This window comes from Alteribacillus sp. JSM 102045 (assembly GCF_041949975.1).
GTDB lineage: Bacteria > Bacillota > Bacilli > Bacillales > Marinococcaceae > Alteribacillus.
Map to the genome: position 1 here is coordinate 1 of NZ_JBHFQG010000035.1, position 17818 is coordinate 17818.

Genomic DNA, 17818 nt, shown 5'->3' on the forward strand with positions numbered 1-17818 from the left:
TGACAAGGTTGATAGGTCTGAGGTGGAAGCGTGGCGACACGTGAAGCTGACAGATACTAATCGGTCGAGGGCTTATCCAACACAAAGGAAAGCGCCTCGGTGGCTCGAACATTCGTTATGCAGTTTTGAGGGAGCAATTCCCCATAAAAAGGAAAGGATCCCAGAGATCCGAAGCCTGGTGACGATAGCGAAGAGGTTCCACCCGTTCCCATGCCGAACACGGAAGTTAAGCTCTTCAGCGCCGATGATAATGAAGGGGCAGCCCTTTGTGAAAGTAGGACGTTGCCAGGCTTTATTTATATAATTTTAAAATATTTTTAAAAATCAAGTTGTTTAAGTGAAGTTCTCTTACATAAGCTTCCTTAGCTCAGTCGGTAGAGCGCATCCATGGTAAGGATGAGGTCAGCGGTTCGAGCCCGCTAGGAAGCTCCATACTTATCTTTGAACCACGCGGGTTCCAGGCTTTTCCTGGGGTCCGCGTTTTTATATTCTTTCTATGGAAAGTTATCGAATCATATCAGAAAGGGCATTTTGTTTTTTGAAATCGTATCGTGTACCACCATAAGATGAACAAGTTCATAAACATGTTATATTAATTATAAAAAAATAGATTAAAATAAAAAAAGCATCCCTAAACGGATGCTTTCTTATTTTTTCTTGAAAAATAAGAGAACGGCTCTATGAGAGGCTGTGTCACTTTTTTAACTATTGCTGAAGATAAGATAACAGTAAATATGATACATCCTATGGCCAAGAGACCTACTTCAAATACTGTATCCATGCCGTCATAAAATTCCGTGTCACGTAAATAGCGGAAAATGAAGCCATGTAACAAATAAACATAAAGAGTGTTTTTTGCGTACTCGGACATAGGACGTTTTTCTTGTGGAACGAAAGCTAAAAAAGCGATAGAAACAGCAATAGTAACTAAATAAGCAAGTAATCTGAACACTCCGCCAGCTGCCATGTTATCAAAACCCATAGCTTGATATGATTCATTGCCGTAAAAAAGCTCATAGGGTATATCGTAAGCGTAATAATAAAAAACAACAAAGGTTACAACAAAAACAGCTACCCCAAGTATTTTTATTCTCGCATGAAACAAAAAATCAAAATGGTGGCGTTTCATAAAATACCCGGCTAGAAAAAAAGGAAAGAAGACAATTGTTCTAGATAGACTAAATAAAGAGGTTGGCTCACCAAACCCAATAGCAATTCCAAGTGTAGTCGCTATAATTATCATATACGGACTAAATTTAAACAAATGAATGAGGAAATAAAACGAAAACAAGGTAAGCAGAAACCATAGCGACCAATGCGGTTCGAATATGGGGACTTTCAAGTCGTCCCCCATTACATCATAATAAAAAAACGTGTAAATCACTTGAAAAATTATATAAGGAACGAGAAGTTTTTGAATCGGTTTTATAAATTCTCGTTGCTGCACTGCTTTTTTTGCAAAAAAGCCTGATATAAATAGAAATAACGGCATATGAAAACTAAAAAGCAATAAATATAAACCCCTGCTGAATTGATGCCATTCGATAAGGGGAGTGATGGCATGACTGATAACTACAAGGGCTATAAGTAAAAATTTGACGTTATCAAAAAAATAGTCCCTCTTTCCGGATATGTGGGAAGGGGAAGATGAGGATGTCATCATATATTCACCTGCCTGTGTCTTCTGCTCTTAGGACAGTATAGACAAACAAAGAGGTTTGCCGCAACCCAAAAGCTTGTGTAAAACTATGGGTGAAACATGGGAGAATATAGAAATGCAGAGTAGGTTTATTACTTGCTTTCCCTTCTCCTCCGTACAAAACATTTTTTCTGTCTGTTACCGTCAAGTGTGGCCGCATGAGCCAGGATTCCCATTAACATGCAGACTCCTGCTTCTGTCCTTTTATGTTTCGAGTATGTACAATGCTGCTTCCTGCATGTACGGTGAGCAATTGCTGTCTCATAAGCTTATCACAGCAGGAAAAAAGTACACTTCTCTAGAATACTACAAGTAGGAATTTTCACAAAAGTCAGATAAGAAGAGGGAGGAATAGAATATGTCCATACAATACGAAGATCAGTCGGTTACGGTTTTTGAAAGCGCCTTGAATCAAACGACTTCAACTGTTGCCGTGACAAAAGATATTATATTAATAATTGATCCGACGTGGCTTCCAGAAGAGGTTCATACAATACAAAAGTATGTAAAAGAAAGAGATAATGGACAGATGAAATATTTACTTTTTACTCACTCGGATTTTGATCATATTCTTGGATATAATGCTTTTCCAGAAGCTGTTACCATTGCTTCAAGAGGTTTTGTGGCTCGTTCTGGGAAAGAAGAAACGGTTAAAAAAATACAAGATTTTGATGATCAGTATTATATCCGGCGTCCTTATATCATTGATTATCCAAAAATTGATATAATTATTGATTATGATGAACAAACCATTGAAGTGGGTGAATCGTCTATTTCCTTTTATCTGGCTCCAGGCCATCAAGCAGACGATGTTTTTGCAGTTATTAACAATTTAAATGTATTGATATCCGGTGATTATTTAAGTGATGTGGAGTTTCCGTTCATCCATCACAATAGTGAAGCATATAGCAGAACACTTGATAAAGCGGAATCGATTATAAGAGAAAAAGGAACTGAATTACTTATCCCCGGCCATGGAAAAGCAACAGCAGATATAAAAGAGATGAAAGATCGTGTGGAAGATTCACGCTGGTATATTCAAGCTTTACGAAAAGAAGTAAACGAGACAGATGCCTACGAAGTGCTGCAGGCTTTTGTTGACAGCTTTTCTTTTTCAAGGTTTCTTGGAGAAATGCATGACATGAATATCGAGCAAATCAAGAAAGAAGAACAGCAAAACAGTTAAAAAACAGGTTATTAACATGCCGGATCTACAAGAAATAATACTTTGGCTGCTCGCCGTTTTTATGATAATAGGAGCAGTGGATAAAGCATTAGGAAATCAATACGGATATGGGGAAGCTTTTAAAAGAGGTTTTGCCTCAATTGGCCCGATTGCAGTTGTGATAATTGGAATGATTTCACTTGCCCCAGCAATAGCTGAAATTCTCCGCCCCGCAGTTGTACCGGTTTACCGTTTTCTTGGTTCAGATCCTGCGATGTTTGCCACCAGTTTATTGGCTCTTGATATGGGCGGATAAGCTCTTGCAGAAGAATTAGCAGAATCGAAAGAGTCTTCTCAATTTACAGGAATTTTACTCGGTACTATGTTAGGACCTAACGTTGGCTACTGCTGTAGTCATAGTAGAAGCCTTAACAGGATGGTCCATTGTGCCTGGAATGAGCCGCCAGAAGAGGGGATTCTGGTGGTTGGCTCCATTGGATTTGTATTAGCTGGAGCTTTTCCATTAGTACATTTTGTACAGAAAAGGTGGAAAAATAAAAAATTCCGGTTTGGTGAACGTTTTTTCATGAATGAAACGGCTCTATCGGGATGGGTATCATCTTTTGCTCATGTGATCCCCATGTTCGCATTAAGTGAGGAAATGAAAGAAGAAGGAAAGATAATGAATTTCGCGTTTGCTGTCAGCGACTTTAACTTTCACCATCCCTGTAGCTCTCACCATGATAAAAAAGCAGATCAGTATGCGATGACAAAAGGAACATTAGCTGGGATTGCAACTATTCCTGTGGGATTGTTATATAGTTATTGTTATCGGATTATGAAAAAGCCAGCAATCATGGTGAAAGGATTTCAACGCTTTGGTACAGCAGTTGTAGTCTTAGCATTCATCCTTGGCGGTCATCTAGCTTTTACAGCGGCAGTAGACAAGGATATGATCGTTCCGATGTTAATTGGAAATTTTTCAGGGGGTATAGCAGCAATGGCAGTGGCTTATTGGATGATAAAAAAATTACAGGCCTCCTAAACTAGCGGTAACGACTGTACTAAATGGATAAATTTTTTATTTATTGTAACCTTTGCCTTTTTTCATAATGAAAAATATAATAGTAATGAAGTACTGATAATATTCATCTTAGAATGTAACGCTAGAAAGAAGGCATGTTACACATGAAAAAGTGGCCGTTCATTTTAGCCGCAGTCATAACATTGTCAGGATGTTCTTCTGATGAACATACAAATGAAGAAGCAGCTCCTGAGGAACAAGAAGCAGAGCCGGCAGCCGGGGAGGAGATGAAAGAAAGCTTACTCGAGAAGGAAACGGAAGAAAATATTGAACTTCCGGAGCTCAATGAAAAAGGAGAGCTTGTAGAACCTTCCAGCGAACTGGCTTTAGTTAATAGAGAATTTCGTCTTCCAAAAAAATATGAACCTGAAGATCTGACGGTGCCTGATATTCCTTTTCCGTTTGAAGAAGATCATCCAAAAAAACAAATAAGAGAACCTGCTTCTAAACCTTTAGAAGAGCTTTTTGGCGAAGCTGCAGAAGAAGGCCTGCAATTATACGCTTTATCAGGATACCGTTCCTATGACAGGCAAGAAGCTATTTTTGCAGCAAACGCCGCTGAAGACGGAGAAGAAGAAGCCAACCAGTATAGTGCTAAACCCGGAGAAAGCGAACATCAAAGCGGGTTGGCGATGGATGTAAGTTCTCCAGCAGCTGATCTTGCCTTAACGGATAAATTTGGTGAAACACCAGAGGGACAATGGCTTAAAGAAAATGCTCATAGATTTGGGTTTATTATCCGTTATCCAGATGATAAAACAGACATCACTGGTTTTCAATATGAACCATGGCATCTTCGTTATGTAGGAAAAGAAGCTGCTGAAACGATGTATGAAAAGGACTACACTCTAGAAGAGTACTACGGACTTCATGAGTAAAACAGGAGTGCCTCTTATGAGTAGAGGCAGTCCTTTTCATTTTGATGCTTTTTATTCTTTTATTTTTTGTTCAACACTTTTTCTAATTAAACAATGATTATGAAGAGCAGGGACAAACGAATAAGATTCATTAAAATTTTTCCAGATGGGGTAGAAATTAATTTTATTTAAAAAAAGCGCTGTTTCAGATTCGTTATATATTGTGTGCCTTAATGAGGGTGACGCATTTTCATATAGAGTTAAGGCAGCCTTGCTGCCATCAGACAAATCCCAATCTTTGCTGGTTAGACAGGTAAGAAGGTGGTCTGCTGTCAGAAAGTCTTCTATAGAAAAACGGCCATGATTACCGGAACAAACAATTAATAATGAATCGTCACGGTGGTAATCATTAATCGCAGCAGCAGCTGCTGCCGCTGTAAACGGAGAAACAGCATAGACGTTCTTTCCATTCGAAGATTCGTTTAGAGCAACTGTTCCGTTCGTGGTGAGTAAAATAATGTCTTTATCCGTAATATCCTTTTGTACTAAATGAAGAGGGTCTGGTTTTTCAAATCCTTCTATTTCAAACCCAAGGTGCTCTCCTGCTAATATAAAAGAATTATTTCGCCTGCTTTCCGCTTCCTGAATTGCTTCTTTTTTACTCTTTGCAGGTATGACGGATTTTGCACCTTTATTTAATAACATCGCAATAGTGCTGGTTGCCAGCAAAGTATCAATGACGACCACCGTTAGTCCATACGTCTTTTCAGGAATGATTTCCTCTTTTCTGGTTAGTAAATGGACGGACGGCATTAAACAATTTCCTTATCTTTAGCACGGATAGACTGATGCAGTAAATTATTAATACCAATCCCCAGACTTGAAAAGCGTGAATCTGAGATTTCTCCTTTATGCCAGCGGTAATAGATCTGCTGTAAAATAACTGCAATTTTTAAAAATGCAAAGCATAAATAATAATGGATGTTATCCATATCTCTGCCTGTGTTGCTGGCATATGCTTCAACTAAATCGCGGCGCGAATAGAACCCTTCTTTTTCTGTCACAGAAGCAAGACCTGTTTCTGCGTCTCCTGGTTCTGTCCAGTATGCCATTGTACCCGCAAAGTCTGATAATGGATCACCTACAGTGCAAAGCTCCCAGTCAAATACGCCGACAGCTTTTTCGGGATCGTCTTTGGAAAACATCATGTTGTTTAATTTAAAGTCATTATGAACAATAGAGCTTTCCGATTGATTGGGAGTATTCGCTAAAAGCCACGGAATAATTTCTTGAACGGCATCGCTGCCTTCTACGATAGAACGCTCATAACGTTTCAGCCAGCCCTCAATTTGTCTTTTTAAGTATCCTTCTGGTTTACCTAAGGAGTCCAGTCCATGTTTGTATATATCGATGTCATGGAGGGTTGCTAACGTATCTACAACGGCTTGGGAAGCCTTTAGAGGAGCATTTTCCATATGATCCCATTCTTCCGGAAGCCGATCATCAAGTACAACGCCTTCTTTTTTTTCCATTAAATAAAAGTGTTTATCCATAATGTCTTGATTTTCTTCATATAAATGCGGTTTTGGAGCTAAAGGAAATACAGGATGAACATGGCTTAAAATAGTATATTCTCTCTGTATGTCGTGGGCACGAGGAGGTATCTCCCCAAAAGGAGGTCTTCGTAAAACGATATGCTTGTTTGGAAATTGGAGCAAGTATGTTAAATTCGAGTAGCCTGCAGTAAATTGTTTGACGGTCAAATGAGAAGTGTCTACTTCTGGTAGTTTTGCTTCGATCGTATTTAATAACTTCTCCCAATTTATTTTTGTCTCAGAAGGGGGTTGGACATCTAAAGCCAAGCTGCTCAATATAACTCCTCTCCTTTTTCAAAAGCTTTTAGAAGTGTACGGGCGACAACATATCGATGTACTTCGTCTGGACCATCATAAATTCTTGCTGTGCGTGCTTCACGGTAAAAACCTTCAAGAGGGGTATCGCCAGTGACACCGAGAGCGCCATGAACTTGGATAGCGCGGTCAATGACATCATGAAGAACTTTAGCTCCGTAGAATTTTATTAAAGAAACATCTTTTCTTGCTTCATCTCCTTGGTCCATTAACCAGGCAGCATGGAGGGTCATTAACCTTGCTGCTTGCATGTCAGCAGCAGAATCAGCAATAAAGTTCTGAATGCTTTGGAACTGACCGAGAGTTTTCCCGCGAGTTTCCCGTTTCAGGGCATAATCAAGCATTAAATCCATACTGCGGTGACAAACTCCGAGCCAGCGCATGGCATGAGTAATTCTTCCAGGACCAAGGCGCAGCTGAGCTAGTTTAAAACCTTCCCCTCGGTTTCCAAGCATATTTTCTTCTGGAATACGACAGTTTGTATAGCGAACTTCACAATGTCCCCCTGCAAAATGGTCTCCAATCACCGGAACTTCTCTTACAATTTCAAATCCGGGATTATCATTCTCCACTATAAATAGGCTGGTTTTCTTATGAGGTTTAGCGTCTGGGTCGGTAACCGCCATTACAATGGAAAAAGATGAACCGACAGCGCCTGTGGTGAACCATTTGTGAGCATTGATGACCCATTCATCCCCGTCTTTTTCAGCTGAAGCTTGAAGTGTTCTAGGATCAGAGCCGGAAACTTCAGGCTCTGTCATCGCAAAGCATGAGCGGATATCCCCGTTGGCAAGAGGAAGTAAATATTTTTCTCTTTGTTTTTCCGTTGCAGCATGAACAAGAATTTCACCGTTACCAGCATCTGGAGCCATCGAACCAAAGATATAAGGGGCTATAGGGCTTCTGCCAATGACTTCCGATAATAAACCTAATGTAATAAAACCTGTTCCCATTCCTCCTACATCTTTAGGAAGATGGCCGGCCCACAACCCTAAGTCTTTTACTTTTTGCTGCAAAGGCTTTAGTATATCATCAGGTAAGCCGCGATGAGGAACCATGTGTTTTTCATTTGGATAAACATAATCTTTCATAAATTGACTAGCTGTATCGATAATATGATGCTGTTCTTCTGATGGACTAAAATCAAACATGGCAACTACTCCTTTACTCTGTGATTACTATAATTATGAATGCAAAAATTGTTCCAATATTATGATAAAATGAAAAAAAGCAAGGATTAAACAACGATCTTAGAAGGGAGGGAGCTTGAAATGACTAATCATAAAAGTTCTGTAAATAAAATGATTCAAAATAATAAACTATTAGATTCTATCATCCAGTCCAGTTATGACGGTATTTATGTAGCGGACGCAGAGGGAAACGGTCTCAAGGTAAATGAAGCCTACACAAGAATAACAAATGTCAAACCAGAACAGCTGCTTGGGAAAAATATGCGTGATGTTGTCGAAGAAGGGATTGTATCAGAATCGGTTACATTTAAAGTATTAGAAGAAAAGAAACCCATTACAATTATGCAAAAAGTAAACGGAGTAGAAGTAATTGTGACGGGAAACCCTGTTTTCGATGAAGAGGGAAGCATTACGCATGTTGTTACTAACGTTAGAGACCTTACCGAGCTGACAAAACTAAAACTGGAATTAAATGAATCAAGGGCCTATACTAAAAAAATTTTAGAAGAAATTGATTCGTTTAAGAATCAGGAAAAAGTAAAAATGATGCTTGATGGCGTAATTGCACAAAGTCAAGAAATCATGAAAGTAGTGTCTCTTGCCCAAAAAGTTTCAAACGTAGACTCTACGGTGATATTAATGGGAGAATCAGGGGTAGGGAAAGAAGTATTTGCGAATATGATTCACTCCGGGAGTAAACGTGCTGGTAAACCTTACATAAAGGTAAATTGCGGGGCGATTCCTTCTCAACTGCTGGAATCAGAGTTATTTGGATATGAAAAAGGAAGCTTTACCGGTGCTGATCGAAATGGAAAAACGGGGTTTTTTGAGCAAGCAGACGGCGGCACTATTTTTCTTGATGAAATCAGTGAAATACCATTAGAGTTACAAGTAAAACTTCTTCGAGTTCTGCAAGAATTCGAAGTCATGCGAATAGGAAGTACGAAGGTAAAGAAAATTGATGTAAGAGTGATCGCAGCTTCGAATAAAGATTTAGAACAGCAAGTGAAAATGGGAGTATTCAGGGAAGATTTATATTATCGATTAAACATAGTACCTGTTCGTATTCCGCCGCTTCGCGAGAGAAAAGCTGATATTGCTCCGCTGGCTTATTTTTTCTTAAATAAAGTAAATAAAAAGTATAAGCTTAATAAGCGATTTCAGCCAGAGGCCGTTTCTTTTATGCAGCAATACAGGTGGCCGGGAAATATTAGAGAAATGGAGAACCTAATTGAACGGATAGCAGTAACAACCGACCATGATGAAATAAACCTGCAGGATTTTCCAAACGAAATGGTAGTGGAAACGATAAGGGATGAAAAAAGTAATCAGCCAGAAAGTCATTTTACAAAGGAAAATAGTTTAAAAGATCTTGTTATGGAGCTTGAAAAGAATGTTATCACGGAACGTTTTTCTAAAAATCAAACGACAAGAAAAACAGCAGAATCACTTGGAATTAGTCAGTCAGCCCTAGTAAAAAAGATGAAAAAATTAAACTTAACAAAAGAAGAAATTTTAAATAATAACGAAATCTGCGGCTGAAAAACGATAAAATTTTTAAGCGGTTCAGCCGAGTCCATTTTAGTTATTTTGTAAGCGATTGCATAAAGAATCATGATTCCAAATGGAATCGATAAAAAGGGCTGACTTACACTTTTAAAAAAGTTAAAAGCCTAAAACTAAAGAATTTTTAATAATTGGCATAATTTTTGCAAATTTTAAATTAGACAAATTAAACAAAAGGTGATGCCATGATAACTGCACAATATTTTTTTGGAAGAAACATCCGCGTTTATGCAGACCGGCCTTTGACTATTGATAACATGTTAAAAAAAACCGTTGATAAGCACCCTCATCAAGAAGCAGTAGTTATGGACACTTACCGTCAGACTTACAAAGAACTAGATCACACGGTAGAAGAGCTGGCCAGTCAGATGCAAGTCGTGTCAAACATTCAAAAAGGGGATAGAGTTGGTCTCTTATTAATGAACAGACCAGAATTTATTCACATTGTTTTTGCGTGTGCACGTATTGGTGCTATAGCTGTTCCATTAAATACAAGACTGTCTGAAGACGAACTTGCATATATGCTTAATCATTCCGGAGTTTCTTTGTTGTTTAGTGAGTCTGCTTTTCTCGATACTATTTCTAACTTACAAAGCAACTATCAATGGGAAAAGACATGGGAGCCTATTGTTGTTGATGAAGAAGAAGTTTCTGAAACGAAATATTCCGATTATATTAGCAGCCCGCTTAAACAAAAGAGAATTCGAGTAGATGTGATGGAAGAGGATCCGTTATTTATTATGTATACTTCAGGCACTACGGGGACACCTAAAGGAGCAATTGGAAGTCACATGGGGGTCATTCACAGTGCTATCAATTACAAAGAGGTACTGCAGGAAAAGCAAGATGTACGGACGTTAATAGCTGTACCGCTTTTCCATGTTACCGGGCTGATCGGACAAATGTTTTACATGGTATTGATTGGCGGCACTTCAGTTCTTTTAAAGAAGTATCAAACCGAACCTTTTATTAATGCTCTAACGGAAGAAAATATTACGTTCTTGTTTAATGTGCCAACAATTTACGTCATGATGATGTCTCATCCTTCTTTTAACGAGCAGTCATATCCGCACTTAAGAACGCTTGCCTATGGCGGAGCCCCTATGTCTAAAGAAACGATAGCACAGTTAAGAGAGTTGCTTCCAGGTATAAAGCTGCACAATGCATATGGTGCTACCGAAACATCTTCACCAACAACGATTATGCCAGTGGAATATGATGACAATAAATTTTCTTCTGTAGGTCTGCCCGTTCCAGTCGGGGAGGTTCAAATAGTGAATGAAGCAGGACAGGAACTTCCTGACGGAGAGGTTGGCGAACTTTGGATAAAAGGACCAATGGTGGTTCAAGGGTATTGGAGGAACGAAGAAGCAAATAAGAAATCATTTGAAGATGGATACTGGAAATCTGGAGATATGGCTTACAGAGATGATGAGGGGTTTGTGTACATCATGGACAGAAAAAAAGACATGATCAATAGAGGCGGGGAAAAAATTTTCTCTGCTGAGGTCGAAAACGTTTTATATGGGCACCCTGCAGTGTTAGAAGCGGCTATCGTAGGTATTCCAGATCAATTATTCGGCGAGCAGGTAAAGGCGTATGTCGTTATAAAAGAGCAAGAGAACCAGGCTCCGCACCCAGAGGAAATTAAAGAGTTTTTAAAAGAAAAAATAGCTGATTATAAAGTTCCTCAGTACGTAGAGTTTGTAATAGAATTGCCAAGAAATCCGGGAGGGAAAATTTTAAAAAATAAGCTCGTTCAAATGCATGGTTAAAAGAAGTTTTATTTTAAATTTTATTAGGAGGGATGTAAGGCATGAGTTTGCCAATATTTAATCTTACAGGTAAGACAGCTCTGATAACAGGAGGAAGCAAAGGAATCGGGTTAGGAATGGCTAAAGCATTAGGGAAGGCAGATGCTAATGTCGTAATAGCCAGCCGAGGTAAAGAAGACCTTGAAAAAGCAGCAGAAGATATTCGTTCACTTGGTGCTGCTGTAAAATCAAAACAAACGGATGTGACGGATAAAAATAGTGTGGAGGAGCTAATAGATTATACCGTCCAAGAATTTGGCTCACTAGATATTCTTGTTAATAATGCCGGGCGAAATATTAGAAAGAAACTGGTTGATATAGAAGAAGATGATTGGGATAACGTTTTGAATACGAACTTAAAAGGCATTTTTCTGACTGGACAAGCTGCTACACGCCAAATGCAAAAACAGCAAAGCGGCAAGATCATAAACATTTCTTCTATTTTTGGCGGAGTTGGGGGAAGCTTTCAAACTAGCTATGCAGCAAGTAAAGGAGGTATTAATCAATTAACTAAAGTATGGGCAGATGAGCTTTCTTCTGAAGGAATTAATGTGAATGGCATTGCTCCTGCTTATATTAAAACCCCCATGACTCAAGGATGGTTGTCTGATGAAGATCGATACAATGAGATTGTAGGCAAAACCATGATGAAAAGAGTGGGAGAATTAGAAGATTTAGAAGGACCTGTTGTTTTTCTTGCTTCTGAAGCAGCAAGTTACGTAACAGGGCAGATTCTATATGTAGATGGAGGCTGGACAGCAAAATAAAAAGAAGAGGGTGAATCGAATGGAACCTGCAAAGAAGATTGATCATGAGAAAAATAATGAAGAAAAAAACAACCTCATTTCCAAATTAGCTATGTTCTTTGCGAAAATAGCGGAAAAGTGGCTCCCAGATGCTTTCGTTTTCGCCGTTATTTTAACTTTAATTACTTTTGTAGGCGGTATCATCCTCACAGACAGCACTCCATATGACATGGCTATTCATTGGGGCGATGGGTTTTGGCAATTATTAGAGTTTACTGCTCAAATTATTACGACGTTTGTGATGAGTTATGCACTTGCTATGACAAAGCCAGTTTCCCGAGCTTTAGAAAGAGCAGCAAATCTATGCAAAACACCTAATACAGCTATTATTGTAGTTACATTTACCGCATTAATTGCTTCCTTAATCAGCTGGGGGCTTGGATTGGTTGTAGCTGGTATAATGGCTAAGCTTGTTGGAAAAAAGGTACCAGATGTGGACTACCGTGTGCTGGTAGCCTCTGGGTATTCTGGTTTTGTCATTTGGGAAGGAGGCCTTTCCTCTTCTCCAGCGCTATTTGTAGCAACGCAGGGGCATAACTTTGAAGATACGGTTGGTTTGATCCCTACCTCTGATACTCTATTTTCTATCATAAATATCATATTAGTCGTCGTAATTTTCGCAACTTTGCCTTTTATTATGAAACTTATCCATCCTAAGAAACCGGAACAAAGAGTACACGTGGATCCAGAGCTATTAAAAGAAACACCGATGAAAGCAGATGAAACACCTTCTAATAAGTTAAGTCCCAATGATAAATTAGATAGAAGCAGGGGAATCGTATTGCTTGGAGGCTTATTTGGACTATTTTATTTAGGAAATCATTTTGTGACGAATGGTTTCGAATTGGATCTCAACACTGTTAACTTAATGTTTTTAACAGCTGCATTACTTCTTTATGGAAATGTCCGGGAGTTAGGAAACGGGTTAAAGAAAGCTTCGAGCAGTGTAGGACAATTTGCGCTGCAGTATCCTTTCTATGCCGGGATTATGGGTATGATTAGTGCCTCTGGCTTAGCCGTATGGATTTCTGGAGGGATTGCCAGTTTAGCCAATGACAATACCCTGCCTTTTTTTGCTTTTCTTTCCAGCGGCTTGTTAAATATGTTTGTACCTTCTGGAGGCGGTCAATGGGCCATTCAAGCACCGATTATTTTACCTGCTGCTCTTGATATGGAAGTAGACCCATCTAAAGTAGTGGTAGCCGTAGCTTGGGGAGATGCATGGACCAATATGATTCAGCCGTTTTGGGCTATTCCAATGCTTGCGATTGCTGGATTGAAAATTAGAGATATTATGGGTTTTACTACGATTACTTTGCTTTATACTGGGATTGTTATATCCGCGGTACTGCTGTTAATATCATAAATTGATAACGCTTACAAAAATGAAAAGCTAACAAACAGGGTTGAAGACCGAAACTGGTGAGAATGAGGAGGAACGGTAGCCAAGGAAGGCGCTTGAAGCCTGAAGTCGGGGGAGAAGAAAAAATACAGAAGCCAAGCAAAACAGCCTGTCGTGATTTATTTTCACGACAGGCTGTTTACCATACAAGTGTTTTTGAGATAGCTTCTTTTCTTGATTTATATTAATGCACCTCAGAGGGCTTTGATGCAGGTTGGTGAAAGGCTCCAGGACGTTTTTTAAATGTGGCAAGAAACAAAGTAAGAGCTGCAGCAGCTACGAGTCCCAGGCATATATATAGGTTAGAAAAAATTAAATTATCTCCATGCCTGGAGAACGGATTCATAGAAAGAGAGACACGCTGTGATTCCAGCACAGCCCCAAAGACAGCACTACTGACTGCTCCAGCCATAAAGTTCAGCAAATTAAATATTCCGATACCTACCCCGGTTTCACGTGGAGAAAGTATGGAAGACAAAAGATTTGCCGTAGAACTTTGTATAAGAGGGAAACCAATATAAGCAACAAGCAGAGCGAGAGAAACTACCCAAGGAGCATATCCTGCGAACGTAGAAATTAAGAATGACCCGCCGCCAACTAAACATAAAGCAAGGACCACGACAAATTCCCCGCCGCGGCGATCAACGAGTTCGCCTCCCAATCTGCCAAGAAAACCTGCTGAAATAGCTCCCGGAAACAGTACCAAACCAATACCAAGCGTGCTCATATCATACAGCTGTCTCATCATAATAGGAATAACAAAAAGGAGACCAAATAACACACTTGTCCCTAGAAAACTAGTAAGTATCGTTACAGTGTAATATTTATTTTTTAACATATCCGGACGAATAAAAGGATCACTTACTTTCATAGTTCGCCAGATGAAAAGTACGCACAGTACGGCAAAGCTCAGCAAAAACCATGGTAGGAGGGTAGTCACGAATAAAAGTAAAGAGGCTGTCGCTGCACTAAATAAGCCTGCCCCAAGAAAATCAATCGTTCCTTCCTTGCGTTCTTCTTCTGGTACCCATTGGCGAAAGAAAGGAAGAGCAATAAGGGATGCGACAGAAAACAAAAATAGAAAACGCCAGTCAAGCCATCCACCAACTGTTCCGCCTACAATCGGTCCAACTCCGGAGGCAAATGCTACCGTTGAGGAAATAACTCCAAATACTTTACCGCGTTCTTTTGGGAAAAAGCGGGCCGGAATAATAAATCCTAGCGCTGGAATAGTAGCACCGCCGGCAGCCTGGAGGATGCGTGCAATAATTAATGTAAAAAAGTTTGGCGAGAAAAAGCCAAGTAAAGCTCCAAGAGAAAACAAGATAATACCAAACGTTAAAATCGATTTAATTGGATAGTAATCGGCGAGTTTACCATATATCAAAGCACCGACTGCATATACCATGATGTAACCAGTCAGTACCCAGCTAACTTCAGAAGAAGAAAGGCCAAAGTGGCTTTGTATATCAGGGATAGCAACATTGAACATGGTTCCATTCATCACGGCAAAAATGAGAATTAAAGATAGCAGGCGTAACAGCCTTTTTTTAGTTAATTCATCCAGTTCACGATCCTTTGTATGGTGAACGGTTTGAGATAAGCTCATCCTATCCCTTCTTTCATCATATTAGCAATTAAATATTACGGGAGTCGAATTAAAAAGTCAATGAAAACCAATTATGTCGTTGGGAGGGGCGGAAGCTGACGTTATAAAAAAGCAGTGAACCTTCTCTTCAAAAGGCTCACTGCTTTTAAGGTTTCGAAAACTTTTTATTTGTCCTCAAAATAATCTTTGCGCCGGCCGCCCCATAGGAAAATACCCAGAACAGCAGCACCGAGTACTAAATGAGGGGCAATCATAATTAGAAAATAATCAAGGTCGAACATTTCACTACCCCTTTCTTATTTTTTTCCTCGTATATAATCAGCATCAAACAAAAACAACCGCATTAATAGTATTAGAGACGGGATCAGCAAAAGAAGTCCGGCGAGAAAAGCCAGAATCAATGCGACAGCCATTGTTTTATTTACAAAGCCGTCATAGATGGTGAGATGAGGGTATAACAAGTATGGAAGGTGCGATGCTCCATAGCCGAACCACGCGCTGAAAAACTGCAGCATGACAAGGATGAAAGCAGCACCATAGTATCGTTTTTTATAAATCAAAAACACAGCTCCAAGAAAAAACAAAAGCGATAAAATAAACATCCAGCTAATATCCAGCATGCTGTTAAAATGGTCAGGGTTATGACGGCTGATTGCAAAGAAAATCAGCACACTTGCAAGTATTGTTGGAACCGACCAAAACAGAGTGTATCTCCAAAACAGCCAATAGGATGCAACATCGCCTGCTTTATAAGCATAGTAAGTTAAGAAAGATGCAGATATAAACAGCACACTAACAATTGCTAAAAAGACCACACTCCAGGAATAGGTGCTTGTTAAGAGTTCCCCCAGCATCAAAGTGATCTTACCATCTGATATATCGAGATAGCTTCCTTCTGAAATTGTCAGCACGATTGTAAAAGACGCCGGAATTAACAGCCCGCTCATTCCATAAAGAAAAGAGTAAATCTTGCTGTCTTTTGAACCATAGGTATTGAAAGCATAATAAGATCCGCGGATTGCAATAAGAACGATCGATATGCTTCCAGGAACCAGCAAGGCAGTACCATAGTAATAAGCAGTATCAGGGAAGAAACCAATGATCCCGACAAAAAAGAATACTAAAAAGACATTAGTAACTTCCCATACTGGTGAAAGGTAGCGTTGAATTAATTTGTTCACCTGATAATTTTTATGGAAAACTTTGTTGAAAAAATGAAAAAAGCCAGCTCCGAAATCAACTGATGCGACAATTAAATAACCGTATAAGAAAAACCATAACACACTAATTCCGATAATTTCATAGCTCATGTCTGCTCACCCCGCTCTTCTATTCCTCTTTGCTCAAGTTCATGCGCAACCGGGTTATTGTTAAACATTTTCTTCAGAACAATGGAGCAGGACAAACCGAGCACGGTATATAGTCCAATAAACAGGTAAAGCGTAGCATCTACATGATCTGAAGTTGTGGCACCTTCAGGAGTGCGCATAATGCCGTATAAAATCCAGGGCTGGCGTCCGATTTCCGCAAAAACCCATCCAAGTTCAATCCCCAACATGGAAAGGGGCCCTCCAGCAATAATTCCCCACAGCAGAACCTTACTATGCATAAGATGCTGTTTTTTCCAGCTAAGAAGCAGATAGACTAGAGAGATAAAAGCAAGATACATTCCTATGAAAACCATCCCATCGAAAAAATAATGAACGATCAGCGGCGGAGTATCTTCTTCTGGAAATTGATCCAGCCCTGTCACTTCTGCTCCAGGAGTACCATGAGCAAGTACACTTAAAGAATATGGAATTTCCATAGCATATTTAATTTCTCCATCGTCTTCCAGGTAACCTCCAAGTACAAGGGGAGCTTCTTCTTCCGTTTCAAAATGCCATTCAGCTGCCGCTAACTTTTCCGGCTGGTATTCGGCCAGGTATTTTCCGGAAAGGTCGCCAATAATGACGGTAGCAATAGAAAATACAAAGGCGGACATCATTGTTAAATGAAGAGCCTTTTTATGATAAACATGTCTATCGCCTTTTAATATCTTAAAGGCCCCTATCATTCCAAGAACAAAAGCAGAGGTTAAATAACAGGTGATTATCACGTGAGCAGTTTTTGTCGGAGTAGCCGGATTAAACATGGCTGCAATCGGATCAATCTCTGTTATTACTCCATTCACCAGTTCGAAGCCTTGAGGTGCGTTCATAAAGGAATTAACCGTTGTTATGAAAAAAGCAGAAAAAGAGGCTCCGATTACTACAGGGATAATCAAAAAAAAGTGTTTTATTCTGCTCTTAAACCGATTCCAAGTATATAAATAGATTCCTAAAAAAATAGCTTCAAAGAAAAACGCAAACACTTCCATGAATAAAGGCAGCGAAATGGTCTGTCCAGCAAGCTGCATAAAATTAGGCCATAATAAATTTAACTGCAGACCAATGGCTGTACCCGTAACTACTCCTACTGCTACAGTAACGACAAATCCTCTAGCCCATCGGCGGGCAAGAAGACGGTAATGCGGATCATTTTTGCGAATTCCCATCCATTCTGCGAGTGCAATCATTAATGGTATCCCGACACCTATAGTGGCAAATATAATGTGAAAAGCGAGTGTCAGTCCTGTTAATATTCTGCTGTAAACCGCGGGATCATATTCTATAAACATTAGGCATTCTCCCTTCTCGAATGCAATATAAATATACTACCCTTGTTTGCTTTGAGA

Annotated in this window: 16 protein-coding genes, 1 tRNA gene and 1 rRNA gene; 10 read left to right on the plus strand and 8 right to left on the minus strand. The window is 39.5% G+C overall.

The window, feature by feature from the left end; genetic code table 11:
• The first annotated feature begins 174 nt into the window (after positions 1-174).
• Together rrf and ACE1TI_RS17625 are read left to right on the plus strand one after the other, a co-directional pair.
• Positions 175-291: ribosomal RNA gene (gene rrf / locus ACE1TI_RS17620) — 5S ribosomal RNA — on the plus strand.
• 65 nt (positions 292-356) lie between these two features.
• A tRNA-Thr gene (locus ACE1TI_RS17625) sits at positions 357-432 on the plus strand.
• A 199-nt stretch (positions 433-631) separates the two neighbouring features.
• Here the strand turns inward: ACE1TI_RS17625 and ACE1TI_RS17630 are convergent.
• Positions 632-1663 (minus strand): acyltransferase family protein, encoded by a 1032-nt coding sequence (locus ACE1TI_RS17630; RefSeq protein WP_375008864.1) that lies wholly within the window; start codon positions 1661-1663, stop codon positions 632-634.
• 394 nt (positions 1664-2057) lie between these two features.
• Between ACE1TI_RS17630 and ACE1TI_RS17635 the strand changes: the two genes are divergently transcribed.
• The 4 genes from ACE1TI_RS17635 to ACE1TI_RS17650 all read left to right on the plus strand — a co-directional run bounded on the left by ACE1TI_RS17635 (position 2058) and on the right by ACE1TI_RS17650 (position 4826).
• Positions 2058-2885: an MBL fold metallo-hydrolase gene (locus tag ACE1TI_RS17635; RefSeq protein WP_375008865.1), complete on the plus strand. Its 828-nt coding sequence runs from the start codon at positions 2058-2060 to the stop codon at positions 2883-2885.
• A 16-nt stretch (positions 2886-2901) separates the two neighbouring features.
• Positions 2902-3180, plus strand: a complete 279-nt coding sequence (gene eutH / locus ACE1TI_RS17640; RefSeq protein ID WP_375008866.1) for an ethanolamine utilization protein EutH — start codon at positions 2902-2904, stop codon at positions 3178-3180.
• A 120-nt stretch (positions 3181-3300) separates the two neighbouring features.
• Positions 3301-3909 (plus strand): ethanolamine utilization protein EutH, encoded by a 609-nt coding sequence (gene eutH / locus ACE1TI_RS17645; RefSeq protein ID WP_375008867.1) that lies wholly within the window; start codon positions 3301-3303, stop codon positions 3907-3909.
• Positions 3910-4052: 143 nt separating this feature from the next.
• Positions 4053-4826 (plus strand): M15 family metallopeptidase, encoded by a 774-nt coding sequence (locus ACE1TI_RS17650; protein WP_375008868.1) that lies wholly within the window; start codon positions 4053-4055, stop codon positions 4824-4826.
• 51 nt (positions 4827-4877) lie between these two features.
• Here the strand turns inward: ACE1TI_RS17650 and ACE1TI_RS17655 are convergent, their stop codons facing one another.
• The 3 genes from ACE1TI_RS17655 to ACE1TI_RS17665 are packed head-to-tail and all read right to left on the minus strand — an operon-like array spanning position 4878 to position 7866.
• Positions 4878-5618, minus strand: a complete 741-nt coding sequence (locus tag ACE1TI_RS17655) for a 2-phosphosulfolactate phosphatase (RefSeq protein ID WP_375008869.1) — start codon at positions 5616-5618, stop codon at positions 4878-4880.
• Entirely contained in the window at positions 5618-6676 is a 1059-nt protein-coding gene (locus ACE1TI_RS17660; RefSeq protein ID WP_375008870.1) for a phosphotransferase family protein, read from the minus strand. The genes ACE1TI_RS17655 and ACE1TI_RS17660 overlap by 1 nt, the downstream gene beginning before the upstream one ends.
• A complete protein-coding gene (locus ACE1TI_RS17665; RefSeq protein WP_375008871.1) occupies positions 6673-7866 on the minus strand; it encodes an acyl-CoA dehydrogenase family protein in 1194 nt (397 codons plus the stop codon). Before ACE1TI_RS17665 ends, ACE1TI_RS17660 begins: the two co-directional genes overlap by 4 nt.
• Positions 7867-7986: 120 nt before the next feature.
• On the opposite strand from ACE1TI_RS17665, the gene ACE1TI_RS17670 reads away from it, so the two are divergent.
• The 4 genes from ACE1TI_RS17670 to ACE1TI_RS17685 all read left to right on the plus strand — a co-directional run bounded on the left by ACE1TI_RS17670 (position 7987) and on the right by ACE1TI_RS17685 (position 13457).
• Positions 7987-9447, plus strand: a complete 1461-nt coding sequence (locus ACE1TI_RS17670; RefSeq protein ID WP_375008872.1) for a sigma-54 interaction domain-containing protein — start codon at positions 7987-7989, stop codon at positions 9445-9447.
• Positions 9448-9656: 209 nt separating this feature from the next.
• Positions 9657-11246, plus strand: coding sequence for a class I adenylate-forming enzyme family protein (locus ACE1TI_RS17675; protein WP_375008873.1), 1590 nt, complete (start codon positions 9657-9659; stop codon positions 11244-11246).
• Between the two features lie 41 nt (positions 11247-11287).
• Positions 11288-12052: an SDR family NAD(P)-dependent oxidoreductase gene (locus ACE1TI_RS17680; RefSeq protein ID WP_375008874.1), complete on the plus strand. Its 765-nt coding sequence runs from the start codon at positions 11288-11290 to the stop codon at positions 12050-12052.
• Positions 12053-12071: 19 nt separating this feature from the next.
• Positions 12072-13457, plus strand: a complete 1386-nt coding sequence (locus ACE1TI_RS17685; RefSeq protein WP_375008875.1) for a short-chain fatty acid transporter — start codon at positions 12072-12074, stop codon at positions 13455-13457.
• A 220-nt stretch (positions 13458-13677) separates the two neighbouring features.
• Here ACE1TI_RS17685 and ACE1TI_RS17690 read toward each other — a convergent pair whose 3' ends face one another.
• From ACE1TI_RS17690 to ACE1TI_RS17705, 4 genes are all read right to left on the minus strand, one after another.
• Positions 13678-15102, minus strand: coding sequence for an MFS transporter (locus ACE1TI_RS17690; RefSeq protein ID WP_375008876.1), 1425 nt, complete (start codon positions 15100-15102; stop codon positions 13678-13680).
• 164 nt (positions 15103-15266) lie between these two features.
• Positions 15267-15383, minus strand: coding sequence for a cytochrome bd oxidase small subunit CydS family protein (gene cydS, locus ACE1TI_RS17695; RefSeq protein ID WP_375008877.1), 117 nt, complete (start codon positions 15381-15383; stop codon positions 15267-15269).
• 15 nt (positions 15384-15398) lie between these two features.
• On the minus strand, positions 15399-16412 hold the full coding sequence (locus tag ACE1TI_RS17700; RefSeq protein WP_375008878.1) for a cytochrome d ubiquinol oxidase subunit II: 1014 nt from the start codon (positions 16410-16412) through the stop codon (positions 15399-15401).
• A complete protein-coding gene (locus ACE1TI_RS17705; protein ID WP_375008879.1) occupies positions 16409-17761 on the minus strand; it encodes a cytochrome ubiquinol oxidase subunit I in 1353 nt (450 codons plus the stop codon). Before ACE1TI_RS17705 ends, ACE1TI_RS17700 begins: the two co-directional genes overlap by 4 nt.
• Between the last annotated feature and the right edge of the window lie 57 nt (positions 17762-17818).